The organism is Streptomyces sp. SAI-127 (assembly GCF_029894425.1).
Lineage (GTDB): Bacteria > Actinomycetota > Actinomycetes > Streptomycetales > Streptomycetaceae > Streptomyces.
Genome location: NZ_JARXYJ010000001.1, coordinates 6,021,211 through 6,038,490 on the forward strand (window position 1 = coordinate 6,021,211; position 17,280 = coordinate 6,038,490).

Here is a 17,280-nt window from a genome sequence, read left to right on the forward strand (position 1 = left end):
GGCCATGGCCCCGCGCGTGGTCAACTCCGCCCCGGCCACCGGACGGACAAGTCAGGAGTTGTACGTGCTTTGCGCCCGCTCGAGACCCTCGATCACCAGAGCCTCCACCGCGTCGGCCGCCCGGTCCACGAAGTAGTCGAGCTCCTTGCGCTCGCTCGACGAGAAGTCCTTCAGCACGAAGTCCGCGACCTGCATCCGGCCCGGAGGCCGCCCGATCCCGAACCGCACCCGGTGATACTCCGACCCGAACGCCTTGGTCATCGACTTCAGCCCGTTGTGACCGTTGTCCCCGCCGCCCAGCTTCAGCCGCAGGGTGCCGTAGTCGATGTCCAGCTCGTCATGGATGGCCACGATGTTGGAGACCGGCACCTTGTAGAAGTCCTTGAGCGCGTTCACCGGACCGCCGGACATGTTCATGAACGACATCGGCTTCGCCAGGACCACCCGCCGGTTCCCCGGCCCCGGCGGCCCGATCCGCCCCTCCACGACCTGAGCCTGCGCCCTCCCGGCCCGCTTGAACCGGCCCCCGACCCGCTCGGCCAGCAGATCGGCCACCATGAAGCCGACGTTGTGCCGGTTGCTCGCGTACTCCGGCCCCGGATTGCCCAGCCCCACGATCAGCCAGGGCCCGTTGGCATCGGTCATCACGTCCATGTCTCCTTGATACGCGGTCTCCGTGATACCCGGTCTGGGTGATACGCACCGACCGCCGCCCCCGGAGGGAGCGGCGGCCGACAGCCGGTGTTACGGAGACGATCAGGCCTCGGTGGCCTCGGCCTCGCCCTCCGCGGGGGCCTCCTCGGCCTGGGCGGCCAGGACCTGGAGGACGACCGCGTCCTCGTCGGTCACCAGCGTGGTGCCCTCGGGCAGCGGGATGTCCTTGGCGAGGATGGAGTCGCCGGCCTCCAGGCCCGCGATGGAGACGGTGACCGACTCCGGGATGTGCGTGGCCTCGGCCTCGACGTTCAGCGTGCTCAGCACGTGCTCGAGCAGGTAGGCGCCCGGCGCGAGCTCGCCCTCGGTGTGGACGTAGACCTCGACGTTGACCTTCTCGCCGCGCGTCACCACGAGCAGGTCGACGTGCTCCAGGAAGCCCTTGATGGCGTCACGCTGCACGGCCTTCGGGATCGCCAGCTGGGTCTTGCCCTCGATGTCCAGGGTGATCAGGACGTTCGGGGTACGCAGGGCGAGCTGAAGCTCGTGGCCCGGCAGCGTGATGTGCACCGGCTCGGCACCGTGGCCGTAGACCACGGCGGGAACCTTGCTGTCACGGCGGATACGGCGGGCGGCACCCTTGCCGAACTCGGTACGGGTCTCGGCGGCGAGCTTGACGTCGGCCATGGTCACTCCTCGTAGGACAGTTGGGGAAGGTGGTCACCCGGCCAAACAATCGGCCTGCTACGAAGAGCGCGTCGATAACGGACAGCCGACACCTGTGTGAACAGGTACGGCCTCCCTCGCCGAGCAACTGGGGCAGTCTACTCGGAGAGGGAGGCCAGACCCAAAAGGATCTTCCGCAGAACCCTTACTGCTCGTCGAACAGGCTCGTCACCGAACCGTCCTCGAACACCTCACGCACCGCGCTCGCGATCGTCGGCGCGATCGACAGGACCGTCAGCTTGTCCAGGTCCGTACCCAGCTCACCCGGCGTCGGCAGGGTGTTCGTGAACACGAACTCGCTCACCCGGGAGTTCTTCAGCCGGTCCGCGGCCGGTCCGGACAGCACACCGTGGGTGGCCGTCACGATGACGTCCTCCGCGCCGTGCGCGAACAGCGCTTCCGCGGCGGCGCAGATCGTGCCGCCCGTGTCGATCATGTCGTCGACCAGGACACACACCCGGCCCTTGACCTCACCCACGACCTCGTGGACGGTCACCTGGTTCGCCACGTCCTTGTCACGCCGCTTGTGCACGATCGCCAGCGGCGCACCCAGCCGGTCGCACCAGCGGTCCGCGACCCGTACCCGGCCCGCGTCCGGGGACACGACCGTCAGCTTGGCCCGGTCGACCTTCCGGCCCACGTAGTCCGCCAGCAGCGGAAGGGCGAAGAGGTGGTCGACCGGCCCGTCGAAGAAGCCCTGGATCTGGTCCGTGTGCAGATCGACGGTGAGCAGGCGGTCCGCACCCGCCGTCTTCATCAGGTCCGCGATCAGTCGCGCCGAGATCGGTTCACGACCGCGGTGCTTCTTGTCCTGCCGCGCGTAACCGTAGAACGGCACGATGACCGTGATGGAGCGGGCCGACGCACGCTTCAGCGCGTCGATCATGATCAGCTGCTCCATGATCCACTGGTTGATCGGAGCCGTGTGGCTCTGGATCACGAAGCAGTCCGCACCGCGCGCCGACTCCTGGTAGCGGACGTAGATCTCGCCGTTCGCGAAGTCGAAGGCCTTGGTCGGGACAACCCCGACACCCAGCTGCTCGGCGACCTCCTTGGCAAGCTCGGGGTGGGCGCGGCCGGAGAAGAACATCATCTTCTTCTCGCCGGTCGTCTTGATCCCGGTCACAGCTGTCTCCTCAGAGGTGTTTCAACTGGGTGTGCAGTTATCACGGTACGACGACTTCGGCGCACCTGTTTCCGGTCAGTCCTCGCTCGCGCCCTCCCGGGAAGCCGCCTCGGCCGCCTTCGCCGCCGCGCTCCCCGGACGCTTCCGGGCCACCCAGCCCTCGATATTCCGCTGCTGGCCACGGGCCACGGCCAGCGAACCGGGCGGCACATCCTTCGTGATCACCGACCCCGCGGCGGTGTACGCGCCGTCCCCGACCGTGACAGGCGCCACAAACATGTTGTCCGAACCAGTGCGGCAGTGCGACCCGACCGTCGTGTGGTGCTTGTCCTTGCCGTCGTAGTTCACGAACACGCTCGCGGCACCGATGTTCGTGTACTCGCCGATCGTCGCGTCACCGACATAGGAGAGATGCGGGACCTTCGTCCCCTCCCCGATGTTCGCGTTCTTCGTCTCGACGTACGTCCCGATCTTGCCCTTCGCGCCCAGCCGGGTGCCGGGGCGGAGATAGGCGAACGGTCCCACGCTCGCGTGGTCGCCGATGTGGGCGCTGTAGGCGACGGTGTTGTCGACGCGGGCCCCCGCTCCGACATGTGTGTCCGTGAGCCGGCTGTGGGGACCGACCTCGGCGCCCTCGCCGACGTGCGTGGAGCCGTGCAGCTGCGTGCCCGGGTGGACGACGGAGTCCTGGCCGAAGGTGACGTCGACGTCGACCCAGGTGGTGGCCGGGTCGACGACGGTGACGCCGGAGAGCATGGCGCGGGTCAGCAGCCGGTCGTTGAGGATCCGCCGCGCCTCGGAGAGCTGCACACGGTTGTTGATCCCGGCGATCTCGCGGTGATCGACGGCGACGGAAGCGCCGACGCGGTGTCCGGCCTCGCGGAGAATCCCGAGAACGTCGGTGAGGTACTCCTCACCCTGGGAGTTGTCGGTCCGCACCTTGCCCAGCGCGTCGGCGAGGAGCTGCCCGTCGAAGGCGAAGACGCCCGAGTTGATCTCACGGACGGCCCGCTGCGCCTCGGAGGCGTCCTTGTGCTCGACGATTTCGGTCACCGCACCGGACACCGGGTCCCGCACGATCCGCCCGTACCCGGTCGCGTCCGGTACCTCGGCGGTCAGCACGGTGACCGCGTTCCCGTCCGTGGAGTGCGTGGCGGCAAGGGTGTTGAGGGTCTCGCCGGTCAGCAGAGGGGTGTCCCCGCACACGACGACGACGGTCCCGTCGATGCGGCCACCGAGCTCCTCCAGCGCCATGCGTACGGCGTGCCCGGTGCCGTTCTGCTGCGCCTGCACGGCCGTTCGTACGTCGGCGTCGGTGCCGGCGAGGTGAGCGGTGACCTGCTCCCGGGCGTGCCCCACGACCACGACGAGGTTCTCGGGGTCCAACTCGCGGGCGGCGGCGAGCACATGCCCGACGAGGGTGCGGCCACAGATCTCGTGCAGGACCTTGGGTGTGGCCGACTTCATACGGGTGCCCTCACCCGCTGCGAGAACGACGACGGCTGCCGGGCGAATGGCGCTCACGGGATGCCCTTCGGCTGTGGAGGGGGTGGGGTGACATCCGCAGGATACCGGGGCGTTTCTTGGGGGACATGAGAGTGGGCCCTGACAGTGCTGTCAGGGCCCGAACAGGGTGCGGCTCCCCCGCCAGGACTCGAACCCGGACAGATGGCACCAAAAGCCACAGTGCTGCCAATTACACCACGGGGGAATGTCGGCGAAACCGGACATTCAGTCAGGTCGCCGAGTGGCGGCTCCTACTATGCCGTACCGGGCGCCTTCGACGCGACGGTACAGATCGGCGCCCCTTCGAACGCCGATGCCGAGGATATCGGGCGGTTTCGTGGTCGATCGGTCACTCAAGGTGGTGTAGGCCAGTCGGCGAAATGCACCGGAAAACCTCCCACCGCCGAACGTAGGCTGGAGGCATGACCACGACGGGGGAAGACACCACCGCGGCTCAGACGGGGCCGTGGTGGTGGGCACGGTGGCGTAGTGCGGTACTGGACGTGGGCCTGGCGTCGGCGTCCGCGGTGGAGTGTGCGTTCGAGGGGATCCGCTTCGCGGAGGACGCCGGGATCCCGATGGCCGCGGGGATCGTCTTCGGTGTGCTGGCGGGGTCGGTGCTGGTCGTCCGGCGCAAGTGGCCGATCGCCGTCGTACTCGTCTCGATCGCCATCACGCCCGCCCAGATGGGCTACCTCATGGGCATCGTCGGCCTGTACACGCTCGCCGCGTCCGAGCTGCCGCGCCGGATCATCGGCTCGCTGGCGGGGATGTCACTGGTCGGGATGCTGATCGTGATGTTCGTTCGGGTACGCCAGGACATGGCGCACGGTGAACTGGACCTGGGGGACTGGTTCGTCCCCTTCGCGTCGATCACCACGGCCATCGGGATGACCGCGCCGCCGCTGCTGCTCGGGCTGTACGTGGGCGCTCGGCGCCGGCTCATGGAGAGCCTGCGGGAGCGGGCCGACGATCTGGAACGGGAGCTCCAGCTGCTCGCCGAGCGGGCCGAGGAGCGGGCCGAGTGGGCGCGCAACGAGGAGCGGACCCGTATCGCTCGCGAGATGCATGACGTCGTGGCCCATCGGGTGAGCCTGATGGTGGTGCACGCGGCCGCGCTTCAGGCCGTCGCCCGGAAGGATCCCGAGAAGGCCGTCAAGAACGCCGCGCTGGTGGGAGACATGGGACGGCAGGCGCTCACCGAACTGCGGGAGATGCTCGGGGTGCTGCGCAGCGGGGACGGCTTCGGGAGGCAGGATCGGGCCGCGGTGCCACTCGTCGCGGTGGGGGTGGCGGCGGCCGTGGCGGCCTCGCGGGCCGTGGAGGAGGCCGACGGGCCCTGTCTGGACGATCTGGAGACGTTGATCGGGCAGTCGGCCGCGGCGGGGATGGCCGTGGATCTGTCGGTGGAGGGTGACGTGCGGTCGTATGCCGCACAGATCGAGCAGACGGCGTTCCGGGTGGTGCAGGAGGCGCTGACGAACGTCCACAAGCACGCGGCGGGCGCCAAGACGCACGTACGGCTGGCACACCGGGCGTCGGAGATCGCGATGCAGGTGGAGAACGAACCGCCGCCGGAGGTGCCGTCGCTCGCGTCGGCGCGACTGCCGTCGGGGGGCAACGGCCTGGTGGGGATGAAGGAGCGGGTCTCCGCGCTGGGCGGGGTGTTCGTGTCGGGGCCGACGGAGGCGGGGGGTTTCCGGGTGTCGGCGGTGATTCCGGCGGCGTGACCGTCGTGGGGATCTGAGGCCTGGGGCCTGGGACCTGGGGCCTCTGGGCCCTGGGGCTCAGCCCGCGATGAGCCGGGTCGGTTCGATGCCGGAGACGAGCCCGGCGAGGGCCTGGTCGATGTCGGGGCCGAGGTACCAGTCGCCGGTGTGGTCGAGGACGTAGACGCGGCCCTCGGTGTCGATGCAGAGGATGGCCTGGGAGTCGGTCTCGGCGCCGAGCGGGCATACCTCGGTGCCGAGGGCGCGGCCGAGGTCGGCGAGGGTGCGGGCCATGTGGAGACCGTGCAGCGGGTCGAGGTGGAGGTGGGCGGGGGCGACCTGGCGGCCGGGGCCGGTGGGGGTCAGATGCAGTCCGCCGAACTCGGCCCAGGCCTCGACCGCGGCCGGGAACACGGCGTGCCGGTGTCCGGCCGGTGAGGTGTGGTCGCGCAGGGCGTCGGCCCAGATCTCGGCCTGCTTTATGTCCCAGCGTCCGGGCTGCCAGCCGGCGGCGCGCAGAACGGCGTCGACGGGGACGGGGAAACGGGTGGTGCCGGTGCGGTCGGGGTGCATCTGCCCTTCGCGTTCGTCGAGGTCATGGGTGGGCGCCGTGGTGCACGGCGGCGCCGTCGTACGGGTGGTACGGGTCGTACTGGTGGGGGGTGTCAGCCGCCGTTCGCCGTCGGGTCGACGATGCGTACGCCGAAGTGGGCGCTCAGAGCGGTGCAGGCGCGGCAGGGGGCGGCGAAGCTGCCGTGCAGCGGGTCGCCGTCCTCGCGGATGCGGCGGGCGGTGAGCTTGGCCTGCTTGAGAGCGCGGCGGGCCTCGCCGTTGGTCATCGGTTTGCGGCCGGCGCGCTTGCTGCGGGCGGCGTCGGCGGCGGCGATGTGCCGCGATATGAGCATGGTCTCGGCGCAGCGGCCGGTGAAGCGGTCGCGCCGGTCGCTGCCGAGGGTGTCGAGGAAGTCCTGGACGAGCGGGTGCAGCGGCGGGACCTGATCGCCGCGGGCCGCGGTGGAGGTGAGCGTGGCGCCACGGACGGAGAGGGCGGCGGCGACCGTGGGCAGTATGCCGTCGCGGCGGTGCCGGAGAGCGGGCGCGTGGGGTCTCTCGGCGCTGCTCCAGCCGATGCGGGGATCGCCGTTGAGGCCGGCGTGCGGGCTGCCGTTCGCGCCGGTCGTCGTGCCCGTGTGCGGTCCTGTGTGCGGTCCCGTCTGCGTCGTGTTCATGATCGTCATCCCCTCCCGAGCATCCCCCCGGATGTCACAGACTGCCAAACAGCGGGGCTGGTGCGGAAGCTGGGGCGGTGCGACACGCCCGGGTTCGGGCGGGCCGTCACAGCGGGGTGACGCCTGGTCACGGAAGCGGAGGGGGGCTGACCGGTGCCCGGTGACCGGTGTCGTCGTACCGCATAGGCTGTCGGCACCGCGATCCAAGTGGTTGCCGCGATGCGCGCGGTTGACGCGTGGAGACGGACGAGACAGTCGATACGGCGCGTGGCGGCCCTGCTTTGACCAAGGGGCCGCCGCGGGTCGTACCAGAGCGCCGCAGGGGGCTTTCGCCATGACGACAGGTCGGCTCGGGCAACAAGCCGCGCCGCCGAACGCGGCCTATGCCGGGCAGGTCGTGCATTTCCCGGATCCGGTCCGGGCCACGCGTCATCCCAGAGGGGTGCGGGTGGACGAGCATGGCTACCCCGACTTTTCGCCCTACGCGCGGGCCGCCGCCGAGATCGCGGAGCCGCCGGAGGGTTTCGGGGTCGACGAACTGCGGCTGACGGACTACGTGTCGGCGAACGCGGCACTGTCGGCGACCGGTCACGAGCTGTGGGACACGGTGCCTGCGGTGGCGACGCCGCACGGCTGGACGTGGCACCACGTGGTGGGTTCGCGACGGCTCGAGCTGATCCCGGTCGAGGTGAAGGCGCTGCTGCGGCATCACGGCGGGATCGCGACGACACGTGTCGACCAGAACAAGCGGGGGACGCGGCCGTTGCAGGAGACGCGTCCGGCGCATTTCGGGCTCCCGAAGTCGTCGGTGGCGGTGACGGAGTCGCAGGTGCAGGGGGTCGAGGAGGATCTCGGGTACCGGCTGCCGGGCGCGTACCGGTCGTTCCTGAAGGCGGCGGGCGGATCGGCGCCGGTGGGGGCCGCGCTGGACGCGGAGTTGGGCCTCCTGGTCGACCAGCCGTTCTTCACGGTGCGGGACGAGGCGGCGGTCAACGACCTCGTGTACGTCAACAAGTGTCTGCGCGACCATCTGACGAAGGACTACCTCGGTGTCGGCTTCGTCCAGGGCGGTCTGCTGGCTGTGAAGGTGAGGGGCGAGGGGACCGGCTCGGTCTGGTTCTGCGCCTACGACGACGCGCGGGATGTCGATCCCTCGCTGCCGCCGGCGGAGCGCGTGCAGCGGCTGTTGCTGCCCTGCGGTGCGGACTTCGATGTGTTCCTGTCCCGACTGGCCGGTAATCCGCCGGAGTTGGAGACGGTGGCGAACCTGATGGTGGACGGCGGTTTCGCGCGGTCCGTTCCGGTGTCCTCGGTGGGGGAGTGAACTGACCGATGGTGACGTTCGCGCAGGCGCAGGAGCGCGCGGAAGAGTGGATCAACGGGGATGTGCCGTCGTATCAGCACCGTGAGGTGCGGGTGCGGGAGTTCGACCTCGGGTTCGTGGTGTGGGCCGAGGACCGTGCGGAGGGACCGCGTTCGGACGGCGGTGCGCAGCGGCTGGTGATCGCCCGGGACAGCGGGGAGGCCACGCTGTGGCCCTCGCTGCCGGTGGGCGAGGTGATCCGCCGCTACGAGGAGACGTACGGCCGGGAGGACGGAGTCGAGGATGCGGGGGGCGCGTCCGCGGCGTCCCGGGTCGATCTGAACCAGACGTCGTTTCTTCTGACGCCGCCGGAGTGGTTGCAGGACGCGGCGGACAAGTTGGGGATCGGTGGCGCCGGGGAGGGGGCTTCTGCCGGGGCTCGGGACGGTGGGCCTGCGGGTGCGGGTGCGGATGTCGGGTCGAGGGCTGATTCGGGTGCCGCGCCGGGGGTGCCTTCGGGGGCGAGGCCGTGGACCGGGACCGACACCAACGGGGGTGAGGACCTCTCCGTGGCGTTGCCGGAGACGGTGTTCTCGGCGCCGGTGAGCGGTGGGGGTAGCGGTAGCGATACGGAGGAGGGGGCTTCGTCGGCCTTGGAGGGCTCGGAGGTCGCGGAGGTCTCGGAGGGCGTGGACGTCCAGGAGGTCTCGGAGGACTCGGAAGCCTCGGAAACCTCGGAGGTCTTGGACTCAAGGACTGCGCGGATTTCGGGGGGTGGGCGGGGGGCCATGCCGCCGGGTCCGTCTTCGTACGGTTATCCGCAGGGGGCCGGCGCTTCGGGTGCGGCTGCTGCGGGTGGCGCGGAGGCTGGTGTCACGCCTCCGCCTCCGTCTGCGCCGGGGGCGTCTTCGTACGGGTATCCGCAGGGGGCCGGCGCTTCGGGTGCGGCTGCTGCGGGTGGCCCGGAGGCTGGTGTCACGCCTCCGCCTCCGTCTGCGCCGGGGGCGTCTTCGTACGGGTATCCGCAGGGGTCGGGTGGGTCGGGTGTGGCTGGTCCTGCGCCTGCGCCGAGTGCCTCTTCGTACGGCAATCCGCAGGGGTCGGGTGCTTCCGGTGCGGCTGGTCCTCCGCCTCCGCCGGGGGCGTCCTCGTACGGATATCCGCAGGTGCCCGGTGGTGGTGCTGGGGCGCCTCAGCCGCCGGGTGTGCCTGGCGCTCCCGGTGCTCCGGGGCCCGCGCCGAGCGCCGGGGACATCGCCGATGTCGCCACCAGCAAGTTGGCACCTCCCTCGCGGGGGGCGCAGGCCGGGGGACCGACCCCGCCGCCTCCGCCGGGTCCTCCCGGGGTGCCCGGTGCGCAGCCGGGGAGCTCGGCTCCGCCGCCCGCTCCTGGTGCGCCGGGGGGCGGGTATGTGCCCACCCAGTTCGTGTCGGCACCGGGTGTCGAGGGGCCTTCGGGATCGGGAGCACCGCAGCCTCCGGGCGCACAGTCCGCTGGCGGTGCCCTCTGGCGGTGCGCCGACTCCGCCTCCACCTGGGGCTCCGGGTACGCCGAATCCGTCCGGCGGTCCGGGGTTCCCGGGTGCACCGGGGTCCGGCGCTCCGGGCGTGCCGCAGGTTTCCGGTGGCCCGGGTTCATCGCAGTTTCCGGGTGTACCGGGTGGGTCGGGTGCTCCGCAGCCGCCCGGTGCTCCGGGTGGTCCGCAGGCTTCGGGTGTGCCGGGTGGGTCTGGTGCTCCGCAGCCGCCCGGTGCTCCGGGTGGACCGCAGGCTTCGGGTGCGCCGGGTTGGTCGGGTGCTCCGGGTGGTCCGCAGGCTTCGGGTGTGCCGGGTGCTCCCGGCGCGCCGCAGCCTCCTGGTGCCCCCGGTGTTCCGCGGACCCCGCCTGGGGCCTTGCACCACGCGGAAACCATGTTGTCCTCGCCCCCGGCGGGCGGCCCCGGCATTCCTCCGCCGCCGCAAGCCCCCCGCTCTCCTGGCACCCCCGGACCCCAGGGATCTCCCAGTGCTCCAGGGGCTTCTGGGATCCCCGGCGCCCCTGGAGCGGCTCCGGGCGCTCCGCAGCCGATGCCGCCCGGCACGATGCCGCCCCCGCCTCCGGGTGCCGTACCGTCCCCGGGCCCGGTGCCTCCGCCCGGGCAGCCGTTGTCGGGACAGCCGGCGCCGGGACAGCCCGCACCCGGGCAGCCTTTGTCCGGGCAGCCGATGTCGGGACAGCCCGCGCCGGGACAGCCCGCGCCGGGACAGCCTGCGCCGGGACAGCCTGCGCCGGGACCGTCTCTGTCCGGGCAACCATTGCTGGGACAACCCACACCGGGACAAACCGCACCGGGACAGCCCGCGCCGGGGCACTCTCTGTCCGGGCAGCCGATGTCAGGCCAGCCCGCGCCGGGTCAGTCCTCGCCCGGCCAGTCCGGCCCCGGTCAGCCTCCGGCCTACGGCTACCCCCAGCAGGCGCAGCCCACCGTCGGGCCCGGGTATCAGGCCGTCCTTCGCTACCGTGCGCAGGACGGGTCGGAGCAGCAGTTGATCCGGCGGTCGGCGCCGGGGACGCCGCACCCCGAGTGGCAGATCTTCCACGAGCTGCGCGGCATGAACGTGCCCCCGGATCAAGTGCTGGAGCTGCACACCGAGTTGGAGTCGTGCGAGTTGCCGGGGGCGTACTGCGCGCGGATGATCCGGGAGCAGTGGCCGCAGGCGCGGATCGCGAGCATCGCCCCGTACGGCACGGATCACGCGAGCCGACAGCAGGGCATGCAGCAACTCCTGGCGCACCAGGGCGAGTTGCACCAGGTGGCGGACGGGCCGGCCCGCCCCGCGCCGGTGCGCGCGCCGTTGCCGCCCGTCCAGGCCGCACCGCCGATCCCGCCGGAGGGCGTGGCGCAGGAGCTGGCGGGGGCTTTCGGCCCCGGCATCTTCAGGTTCGAGCAGGCCGCGGTGTCCCGCCAGGGCGTACCGCCGGTCGTCGCGCACTCGCTGGTCGTGGCGGGGTTGCCGTTGGACATGGGCCCGTTCTTCTGGGCGCAGGCCCAGCCGGGGCGTCCCGTGCCGACGCTGGCGGAGCTGGCGGCCGAGCGCGGAGTGCAGCCGGCCTCCGACGCGGGCTCGTACCTCGTCATGGGCAGCGACTTCGGCAAGGCGATCTGCGTGCAGTACGGGACGGCGAACATCGTCGCCGTACCCGTCGAGGCGGGCCCCGGCGGTGCTCCCGTACCGCCGCAGTTCGTGAACACGGGCCTGCCCGAGTTCCAGCGCTGCCTGGCGCTGCTCGGCCGGATGTGGCGGCTCCGCTTCGGTCTGAACCAGGAGCAGGCGGGTCGATGGACCGTCGACTTCCAGGCCCAGCTGGCCTCGCTCGATCCGGCGGCGCTGGGTTCGCCGGAGAGCTGGTGGTCGGTGCTGCTGGAGCAGATGTGGGACGGGCTGCTGTGACGCCCCGCCGCTGATCCGCACGTGTGCGTGGAGGGCCGGGCCGGTCGTGTGACCGGGCCCGGCCCTTTCACATGTGTGTGACTGACGACCGTCATGACCGGGACCTACCGGGCCTGTACGCGGAGTGTCGCGTTATGAACATTTCTGTCCGATACATCAAGATGTGCGCGAAATCATCATTTCGTGTCCGTTCGTGTTGTTTCGGCGGAGAGGGGTTCCAGGATGAGCAGCGCACCGGTGTCGCCGCAGGGGTTCGTGGCCGTACGAGGGCGCGGCTACCGTCCCGAACAGGTCGACGCGTACGCCGCCGCCCTGTCCCGGGACCGTGACGCCGCCTGGGAACGGGCCGCCCGTCTCACCGTGCTCGCCAGGGAGATGGAGGCGGAGTTGGTGTGTCTGCGGGAGGTCGTGGCGGGGCTGACGCCTCAGGCGTACGAGGCACTCGGCGAGGGTGCGCGGCGGCTCTTCGAACTGGGGCAGGAGGAGGCCGCGGACGTCCGGGACAGGGCGCGACAGGAGGCGCAGCGCCTCGCGGACGAGGCTCAGGCGTACGCCGACGGCGTACAGGATGCCGCGCAGGCGCACGCCGACGCCGTGCGCGCCGAGGTCGACGAACGCGCCCGTCAGCGGCTGCTCGTCGCGCGCGCCGAGGCCGACGAGATCCGTGTCGCCGCCCGGCGTGAGGTGAAAGCGGGGCGCGGGGAAGCGCTCGCCGCGTTGCGCGACGTACGGCAGCGCACCATCGGGATGCTCGCCGAGCAGGCCAAGGAGCATGCGGAGCGATGGGCCGAGGTGGAGCGGGCCGAGGAGAAGCGGGCGGCCGAGGCGGAGGCGCGGGTCGCCGAACGGGCGGCGCGGGCGGAGGCGGCGCTGTCGGACGCGAAGCGGGAGTTCGCGGCGGCGGAGGCCTCGGTGGGACAGCGCGAGGAGGACGCACGCGCGCGTGCGGCGGAGATCGTCGCGGAGGCGCGGATCCAGGAGGAGCGGATCGCCGGTGAGACGGAGCGGGTGCTGTGCAAGCACGCGGAGCACCGCGACGAGGTCCAGGCACAGATGGACCACGTACGCAGCAGCCTGACAGCACTCACAGGGAGAGCGGCAACGGAGTGACAGCCGGGCAGTCGGCAGTAAGGGGCAAACGGGGCGGCCAGGACAGGCCAGTGGGACGGCCAGCGCAGCCGGCGCGGCCGGGACAGTCAGGGCAGCTGGGGCGGTCAAGGTAGCCGTGGCAGCTGGGCCAGCCGGGGCAGCCGGGGCAGCCAGGGCAGCGGGACGGCCGGGGCAGTCAAGGCAGTCAGGGCCGGTCAGGGCAGCTGGGCTAGCCAGGACAGAGGGATGGCCAGGCCAGCTGGGGCGGTCAAGGCAGCAGGGGCAGTGGGACGGCCAGGGCAGCCGGGCGGCCGGGGCAGCCGCGCCAGCCAGGACAGCTGGGCTGTCACGGCAGCCGACCAGGGGCGCAGGCCTGATGCCGGCCGCCTGCACCCACCCAGGGGCGCGGGGAACTGCGCGACCAGCCCCCACCGACCCGCACCCGACATACGACCAGCCCCCACCGACCCGCACCCGACATACGACCGCCCCCGGCTCACCCTCACCGACCCGCACCCGACATACGACCGCCCCCGGCTCACCCTCACCGACCCGCACCCGACATACGACCGCCCCCGGCTCACCCCCACCGACCCGCACCCGACACACGACCGCCCCCGGCTCACCCCCTCCGCACGGCCCCCGCCAAAATCCACCCCTCCACCGCCTCGTACTGCCGCCGCTGCTCCTCCGCCTTCCGCCGCCCGGAAATCACCGTCCCCAGCCACCCGAACAGGAAGCCCGCCGGAATGGACACCAACCCGGTCGTCGTGAACGGCAGCCAGTTGAAGTCGGCTTCGGGAAACGCGGACACAGGCGACCCCGACACGAGATTCGTGCCCGGCATCAGCAAGAGCACCGTCAGCGTGCCGCCGATCAGCGTGCAGAGCAGCCCCGTCCGCGTGTAGCGCCGCCAGAACAGGCTGTACACGAGCGCCGGCGCCAACGCGGACGCGCCGACGCAGAAGGACAGGATCACCAGCGGCTGCAGACTCCGGTGCTGGATAAGCGTCGCGAGGAAGATCGTGGGGACGCCGACCGCCAGCGCGGACACCCGGGCCAGCAGAATCTCGCGGTGCGCCGGCATCGACCGTGCCCGCGCCGCGAACACGTCATGCGCAAGGGAGTTGGCGCAGGCGAGGATCATGCCGGCGACGGAGGCGAGGAGGGTGAGGAAGAGCGCCGTGGTGACCGTGGTGAAGAGAAACGTCTCTCCGGTCGACACCTCGGGCCCGAACACCGCCCGGGAGCCCAGCAGATACGCCGTGTTGCCCTGCGGATCCGCCTCCGCGATCACCGTCCGTCCGATCATCGCCGTCGCCCCGACCCCGACGACCGTGATGACCAGGACGAACACGGCCACCGACGACACCGCCCAGGACATCGAACGGCGCACCTGACGTGCGCTGGACGCGGTGTACATGCGCATGGTGACGTGCGGCAGACACGCCCCGCCGATGACGACCGCGAGCTGCGAGATGATCATGTCGAGGCGCGGGTACGGCCCACCCGCGAACTCCAGGCCGGAGCGCAGGTAGTCAGGCCCCACCCCGCTCTGCCGGGCCGCCGTGTCGAACAGCGCCGCGAGGTTCCAGTCGAACCGGTTCATGACCAGTACGGCGACCACGGCGCCGGATCCGAGGAGCATGACGATCTTCAGGATCTGGATGAGGGCGGTGCCCTTCATGCCGCCGATGGCCGCGTAGCTGATCATCAGGATGCCCAGGCCGATGATGAAGCCCGTCTTCAGGGAGTCGCCGGAGAATCCGAGGATGAACGCCAGCAGTTGGCCGGTGCCGGCGAGCTGTACCAGCATCAGCGGCATCAGCGCGGCGAGGGTGACCAGGCACGCGGCGATGCGCACCGCACGGCCCGGCATCCGGCGTGCGAGCGCGTCGCCCATGGTGAACCGGCCCGCGTTGCGCAGGGGTTCGGCCAGCAGGAACATCAGCAGCATCAGCGACAGGACCGTGCTCAGCGCGAGGACGATGCCGTCGTAGCCGTAGAGCGCGATGACCCCGCCGGTGCCGAGGACGGTCGCGGCGGAGATGTAGTCGCCCGCGATGGCGAGGCCGTTGCGCATGGCGGACAGGGAGCTGTAGCCGGTGTAGAACTCGTCGAGGTCGTCGCGGTCCGGGCCGGTCATCACGCACAGCAGGAGGGTGATGGTGGCGACGGCGGAGAACGCCACCAGGCTCATCGCCTGCGCGGAGTCGCTGAAGCCGGTCATCGGGCGCCCGCCCCGCGCCTGGCGTCCACCTCGGACTGCTTGCGGATGCGGTCCGCGAGCGGGTCGACGTAGCGGCGCGCGGTGTGCTCGTACACGCCGATCGCCAGCCAGGTGACGGGCAGTTGGAGCAGCGCGAGGAGCAGGCCGGTGGGCAGTCCGTCGGTGACGCTGCTCGCCATGAAGGACGGCGCGTACGCGGACAGCACCAGGAAGAGCGTGAAGTACCCGAGTGCGGTGAGCGTGGCGGTGCGCCGCTGCCAGCGGTAGGCGCTGCGCAGGATCCGCAGATCGCTGTGGTGGCCGAGCGGGGAGCGGTGGCCCACGTCCCGGGTGACCGGTTCGGGCGGCGAGGGGGGTGGCTGCCAGGGGTAGGTGGAATACGGCTGTGACGGGTCGTAAGACACCCGGTGCTCCTTGCGAGGCTCGGGCCCGACGTGGCGGACCGCAGGGAGTTGGGGGGTGGACGGGGGAGCGGAGCCCCGCACGTTACTCGGCGGTTCGGAGTTGTACAGCCTTTTCGACAAACTGATCGGTCGGTATGCGCTTACTTCTCTGACCTGCGGTGTTACCCCCGTTAACTCAGACTTTTCATCTCACCGGAGCGTGCACGGGCCCTCACTTCCGGTGCGCGTCAGTCGCTGGCCGACGGCTCGCTCACTGCTCCTCGAGCACCGGAAACCGTCGCGGCGCGAGCACCAGCAGCACCACGAACGCCAGGGCCGCCGCGCACCCCGCCCCCACGTACACCGTGTGCACCGCGTCCGCGATGGCCGCGCGGGTCGTCTCCGGGGCCGTTCCGGCGTCCAACGCGCGCGTGACGGAGTCGAGGTCGCTCGCGCCGCCCAGGCGTGTGGCCAGCACGCCGTTGGCCACCGCGCCGAAGACCGCCGCGCCCACCGTCTGGCCGGTCTGACGGCAGAAGAGGACGGACGCCGTGGTCGTGCCGCGTTCCGCCCAGCCGACCGTCGACTGGACCCCGACGATCAGGGGGAGTTGGAACAGACCCAGCGCGGCGCCCAGGAGCAGCATCAGCAGGGTCGGCTGCCAGGCCGCGCCCGGGTAGGGGAGGAAGGGGAAGGCGAACAGGATCAGGGCCGCCGTACCGATGCCGAGCATCGCCGTGTTGCGGAAGCCGATGCGCCGGTACACGTGCTGGCTCAGGGCCGCCGACACCGGCCAGCTCAACGTCCATACGGACAGCACGAACCCGGCGGTTACCGGGGTGAGACCGAGCACCGACTGGGCGTACGTCGGCAGGAAGACCGTAGGGGCGACCATGAGGAGTCCCAGGGCGCCCAGGGCCAGGTTCACCGCGGCGATCGTGCGGCGGCGCCACACCCAGCCGGGGATGATCGGCTCCGCCGCCCGGCGTTCGATCAGGACCACGGCGGCCACCAGGGCGAGTCCCGTGCCGAACAGGCCCAGTGACGGCCACGACAGCCACGCCCAGGCCACCCCGCCCTGCACGACCGCCGTCAGCAGCACGCCCCCGCACGCGAACACCGCGAGCGCGCCCGCCCAGTCGACACGCGCGCGCGTGGAGGTCTTCTCGGCGCGCTGCGGCTCGTGCAGGTGACGGACGATCAGCCACAGCGCCACCGCGCCGATCGGCAGGTTGACCAGGAAGATCCACCGCCAGTCCGCGTACGCGGCGAGCACCCCGCCGATGCCCGGTCCCGCGACCGCCGCCACCGCCCACACCGTGGACAGCTTGGCCTGGATCTTCGGGCGCTCCTCGAGCGGATACAGATCGGCGGCGAGCGTCTGGACCGTGCCCTGCAGAGCGCCGCCGCCCAGCCCCTGGATGATCCGGAACGCGATCAGCGCCCCCATGTTCCACGCCACCGCGCACAGCAGCGAGCCGAGCAGGAACACCACCGAGCCCGCGATCAGCACCGGCTTGCGCCCGAAGGTGTCGGAGAGCTTGCCGTAGACCGGCAGCGTCACCGTCACGGCCAGCAGATAGCCGGAGAACAGCCAGGAGAAGACCGAGAAGCCGCCCAGGTCGCCGACGATCTGCGGGACCGCCGTGGAGACGATGGTGGCGTCCAGGGCCGCAAGGGCCATCGCCAGCATCAGGGCCGCTACGACAGCCCCGCGCCGGTTCGTGGAGACGTTCCGCGCGGGCTCCCGTATCGCCGGCTTCGTGTCGTCCACGCGGATTCCTTCCCCCTGCACCTATCTGCCGGCGACCACTCTCCCACTTGACCCTCACGCGGCGGCAGGGTGCAGCCTCACTGCACCGGAGGGTGGAGCCGATCCCCTAGATCGCCTCC

The 17,280-nt window shown here is 71.2% G+C and carries 12 protein-coding genes, 1 tRNA gene and 1 pseudogene; 4 read left to right on the forward strand and 10 right to left on the reverse strand.

From position 1 onward, the window contains the following. Positions 1-51: 51 nt before the first annotated feature. The 5 genes from pth to M2157_RS27685 all read right to left on the reverse strand — a co-directional run bounded on the left by pth (position 52) and on the right by M2157_RS27685 (position 4,217). The gene (gene pth / locus M2157_RS27665) at positions 52-654 is read right to left on the reverse strand and encodes an aminoacyl-tRNA hydrolase (RefSeq protein WP_280858160.1); all 603 of its coding nucleotides are present in this window, start codon (positions 652-654) and stop codon (positions 52-54) included. Between the two features lie 102 nt (positions 655-756). Further along, a complete protein-coding gene (locus M2157_RS27670) occupies positions 757-1,341 on the reverse strand; it encodes a 50S ribosomal protein L25/general stress protein Ctc (protein ID WP_280858159.1) in 585 nt (194 codons plus the stop codon). Positions 1,342-1,525: 184 nt separating this feature from the next. Further along, a complete protein-coding gene (locus M2157_RS27675; RefSeq protein ID WP_280866458.1) occupies positions 1,526-2,506 on the reverse strand; it encodes a ribose-phosphate diphosphokinase in 981 nt (326 codons plus the stop codon). Positions 2,507-2,581: 75 nt separating this feature from the next. Next, complete coding sequence (gene glmU, locus M2157_RS27680) at positions 2,582-4,030, reverse strand: bifunctional UDP-N-acetylglucosamine diphosphorylase/glucosamine-1-phosphate N-acetyltransferase GlmU (RefSeq protein ID WP_280858157.1); 1,449 nt, start codon at positions 4,028-4,030, stop codon at positions 2,582-2,584. Positions 4,031-4,145: 115 nt separating this feature from the next. Next, positions 4,146-4,217: transfer RNA gene (locus tag M2157_RS27685), tRNA-Gln, on the reverse strand. 217 nt (positions 4,218-4,434) lie between these two features. Here M2157_RS27685 and M2157_RS27690 point away from each other — a divergent pair. Further along, a complete protein-coding gene (locus tag M2157_RS27690; RefSeq protein ID WP_280858156.1) occupies positions 4,435-5,742 on the forward strand; it encodes a histidine kinase in 1,308 nt (435 codons plus the stop codon). Positions 5,743-5,799: 57 nt separating this feature from the next. On the opposite strand, the gene M2157_RS27695 is transcribed toward M2157_RS27690, so the two are convergent. Together M2157_RS27695 and M2157_RS27700 are read right to left on the reverse strand one after the other, a co-directional pair. Next, on the reverse strand, positions 5,800-6,294 hold the full coding sequence (locus tag M2157_RS27695) for an SUKH-3 domain-containing protein (RefSeq protein WP_280858155.1): 495 nt from the start codon (positions 6,292-6,294) through the stop codon (positions 5,800-5,802). A 92-nt stretch (positions 6,295-6,386) separates the two neighbouring features. Beyond that, positions 6,387-6,959, reverse strand: coding sequence for a YwqJ-related putative deaminase (locus M2157_RS27700; RefSeq protein ID WP_266518279.1), 573 nt, complete (start codon positions 6,957-6,959; stop codon positions 6,387-6,389). A 325-nt stretch (positions 6,960-7,284) separates the two neighbouring features. Here M2157_RS27700 and M2157_RS27705 point away from each other — a divergent pair, with 325 nt between their 5' ends. The 3 genes and pseudogenes from M2157_RS27705 to M2157_RS27715 all read left to right on the forward strand — a co-directional run bounded on the left by M2157_RS27705 (position 7,285) and on the right by M2157_RS27715 (position 12,795). Next, positions 7,285-8,274, forward strand: a complete 990-nt coding sequence (locus M2157_RS27705) for an SMI1/KNR4 family protein (RefSeq protein WP_280858154.1) — start codon at positions 7,285-7,287, stop codon at positions 8,272-8,274. Positions 8,275-8,282: 8 nt separating this feature from the next. After that, positions 8,283-11,685 (forward strand): annotated as a pseudogene (locus M2157_RS27710) (SUKH-4 family immunity protein). A gap of 222 nt (positions 11,686-11,907) precedes the next feature. Further along, entirely contained in the window at positions 11,908-12,795 is an 888-nt protein-coding gene (locus tag M2157_RS27715; protein ID WP_280866459.1) for a cellulose-binding protein, read from the forward strand. A gap of 601 nt (positions 12,796-13,396) precedes the next feature. Here the strand turns inward: M2157_RS27715 and M2157_RS27720 are convergent. From M2157_RS27720 to M2157_RS27730, 3 genes are all read right to left on the reverse strand, one after another. After that, a complete protein-coding gene (locus M2157_RS27720; RefSeq protein WP_280866460.1) occupies positions 13,397-15,004 on the reverse strand; it encodes a cation acetate symporter in 1,608 nt (535 codons plus the stop codon). Next, positions 15,001-15,408, reverse strand: coding sequence for a DUF485 domain-containing protein (locus M2157_RS27725; protein WP_280866461.1), 408 nt, complete (start codon positions 15,406-15,408; stop codon positions 15,001-15,003). The genes M2157_RS27720 and M2157_RS27725 overlap by 4 nt, the downstream gene beginning before the upstream one ends. Before the next feature lie 250 nt (positions 15,409-15,658). Then, a complete protein-coding gene (locus tag M2157_RS27730; RefSeq protein WP_280866462.1) occupies positions 15,659-17,161 on the reverse strand; it encodes an MFS transporter in 1,503 nt (500 codons plus the stop codon). Positions 17,162-17,280 lie beyond the last annotated feature (119 nt).

Excerpts from the sequence above, each read along its gene's own strand:
- M2157_RS27705 (WP_280858154.1), top strand. The coding sequence starts at position 7,285 with ATGACGACAGGTCGGCTCGGGCAACAAGCCGCGCCGCCGAACGCGGCC.
- pth (WP_280858160.1), bottom strand. The coding sequence starts at position 654 with ATGGACGTGATGACCGATGCCAACGGGCCCTGGCTGATCGTGGGGCTG.
- M2157_RS27720 (WP_280866460.1), bottom strand. The coding sequence starts at position 15,004 with ATGACCGGCTTCAGCGACTCCGCGCAGGCGATGAGCCTGGTGGCGTTC.
- M2157_RS27670 (WP_280858159.1), bottom strand. The coding sequence starts at position 1,341 with ATGGCCGACGTCAAGCTCGCCGCCGAGACCCGTACCGAGTTCGGCAAG.
- M2157_RS27700 (WP_266518279.1), bottom strand. The coding sequence starts at position 6,959 with ATGACGATCATGAACACGACGCAGACGGGACCGCACACAGGACCGCAC.
- M2157_RS27715 (WP_280866459.1), top strand. The coding sequence starts at position 11,908 with ATGAGCAGCGCACCGGTGTCGCCGCAGGGGTTCGTGGCCGTACGAGGG.
- M2157_RS27690 (WP_280858156.1), top strand. The coding sequence starts at position 4,435 with ATGACCACGACGGGGGAAGACACCACCGCGGCTCAGACGGGGCCGTGG.
- M2157_RS27695 (WP_280858155.1), bottom strand. The coding sequence starts at position 6,294 with ATGCACCCCGACCGCACCGGCACCACCCGTTTCCCCGTCCCCGTCGAC.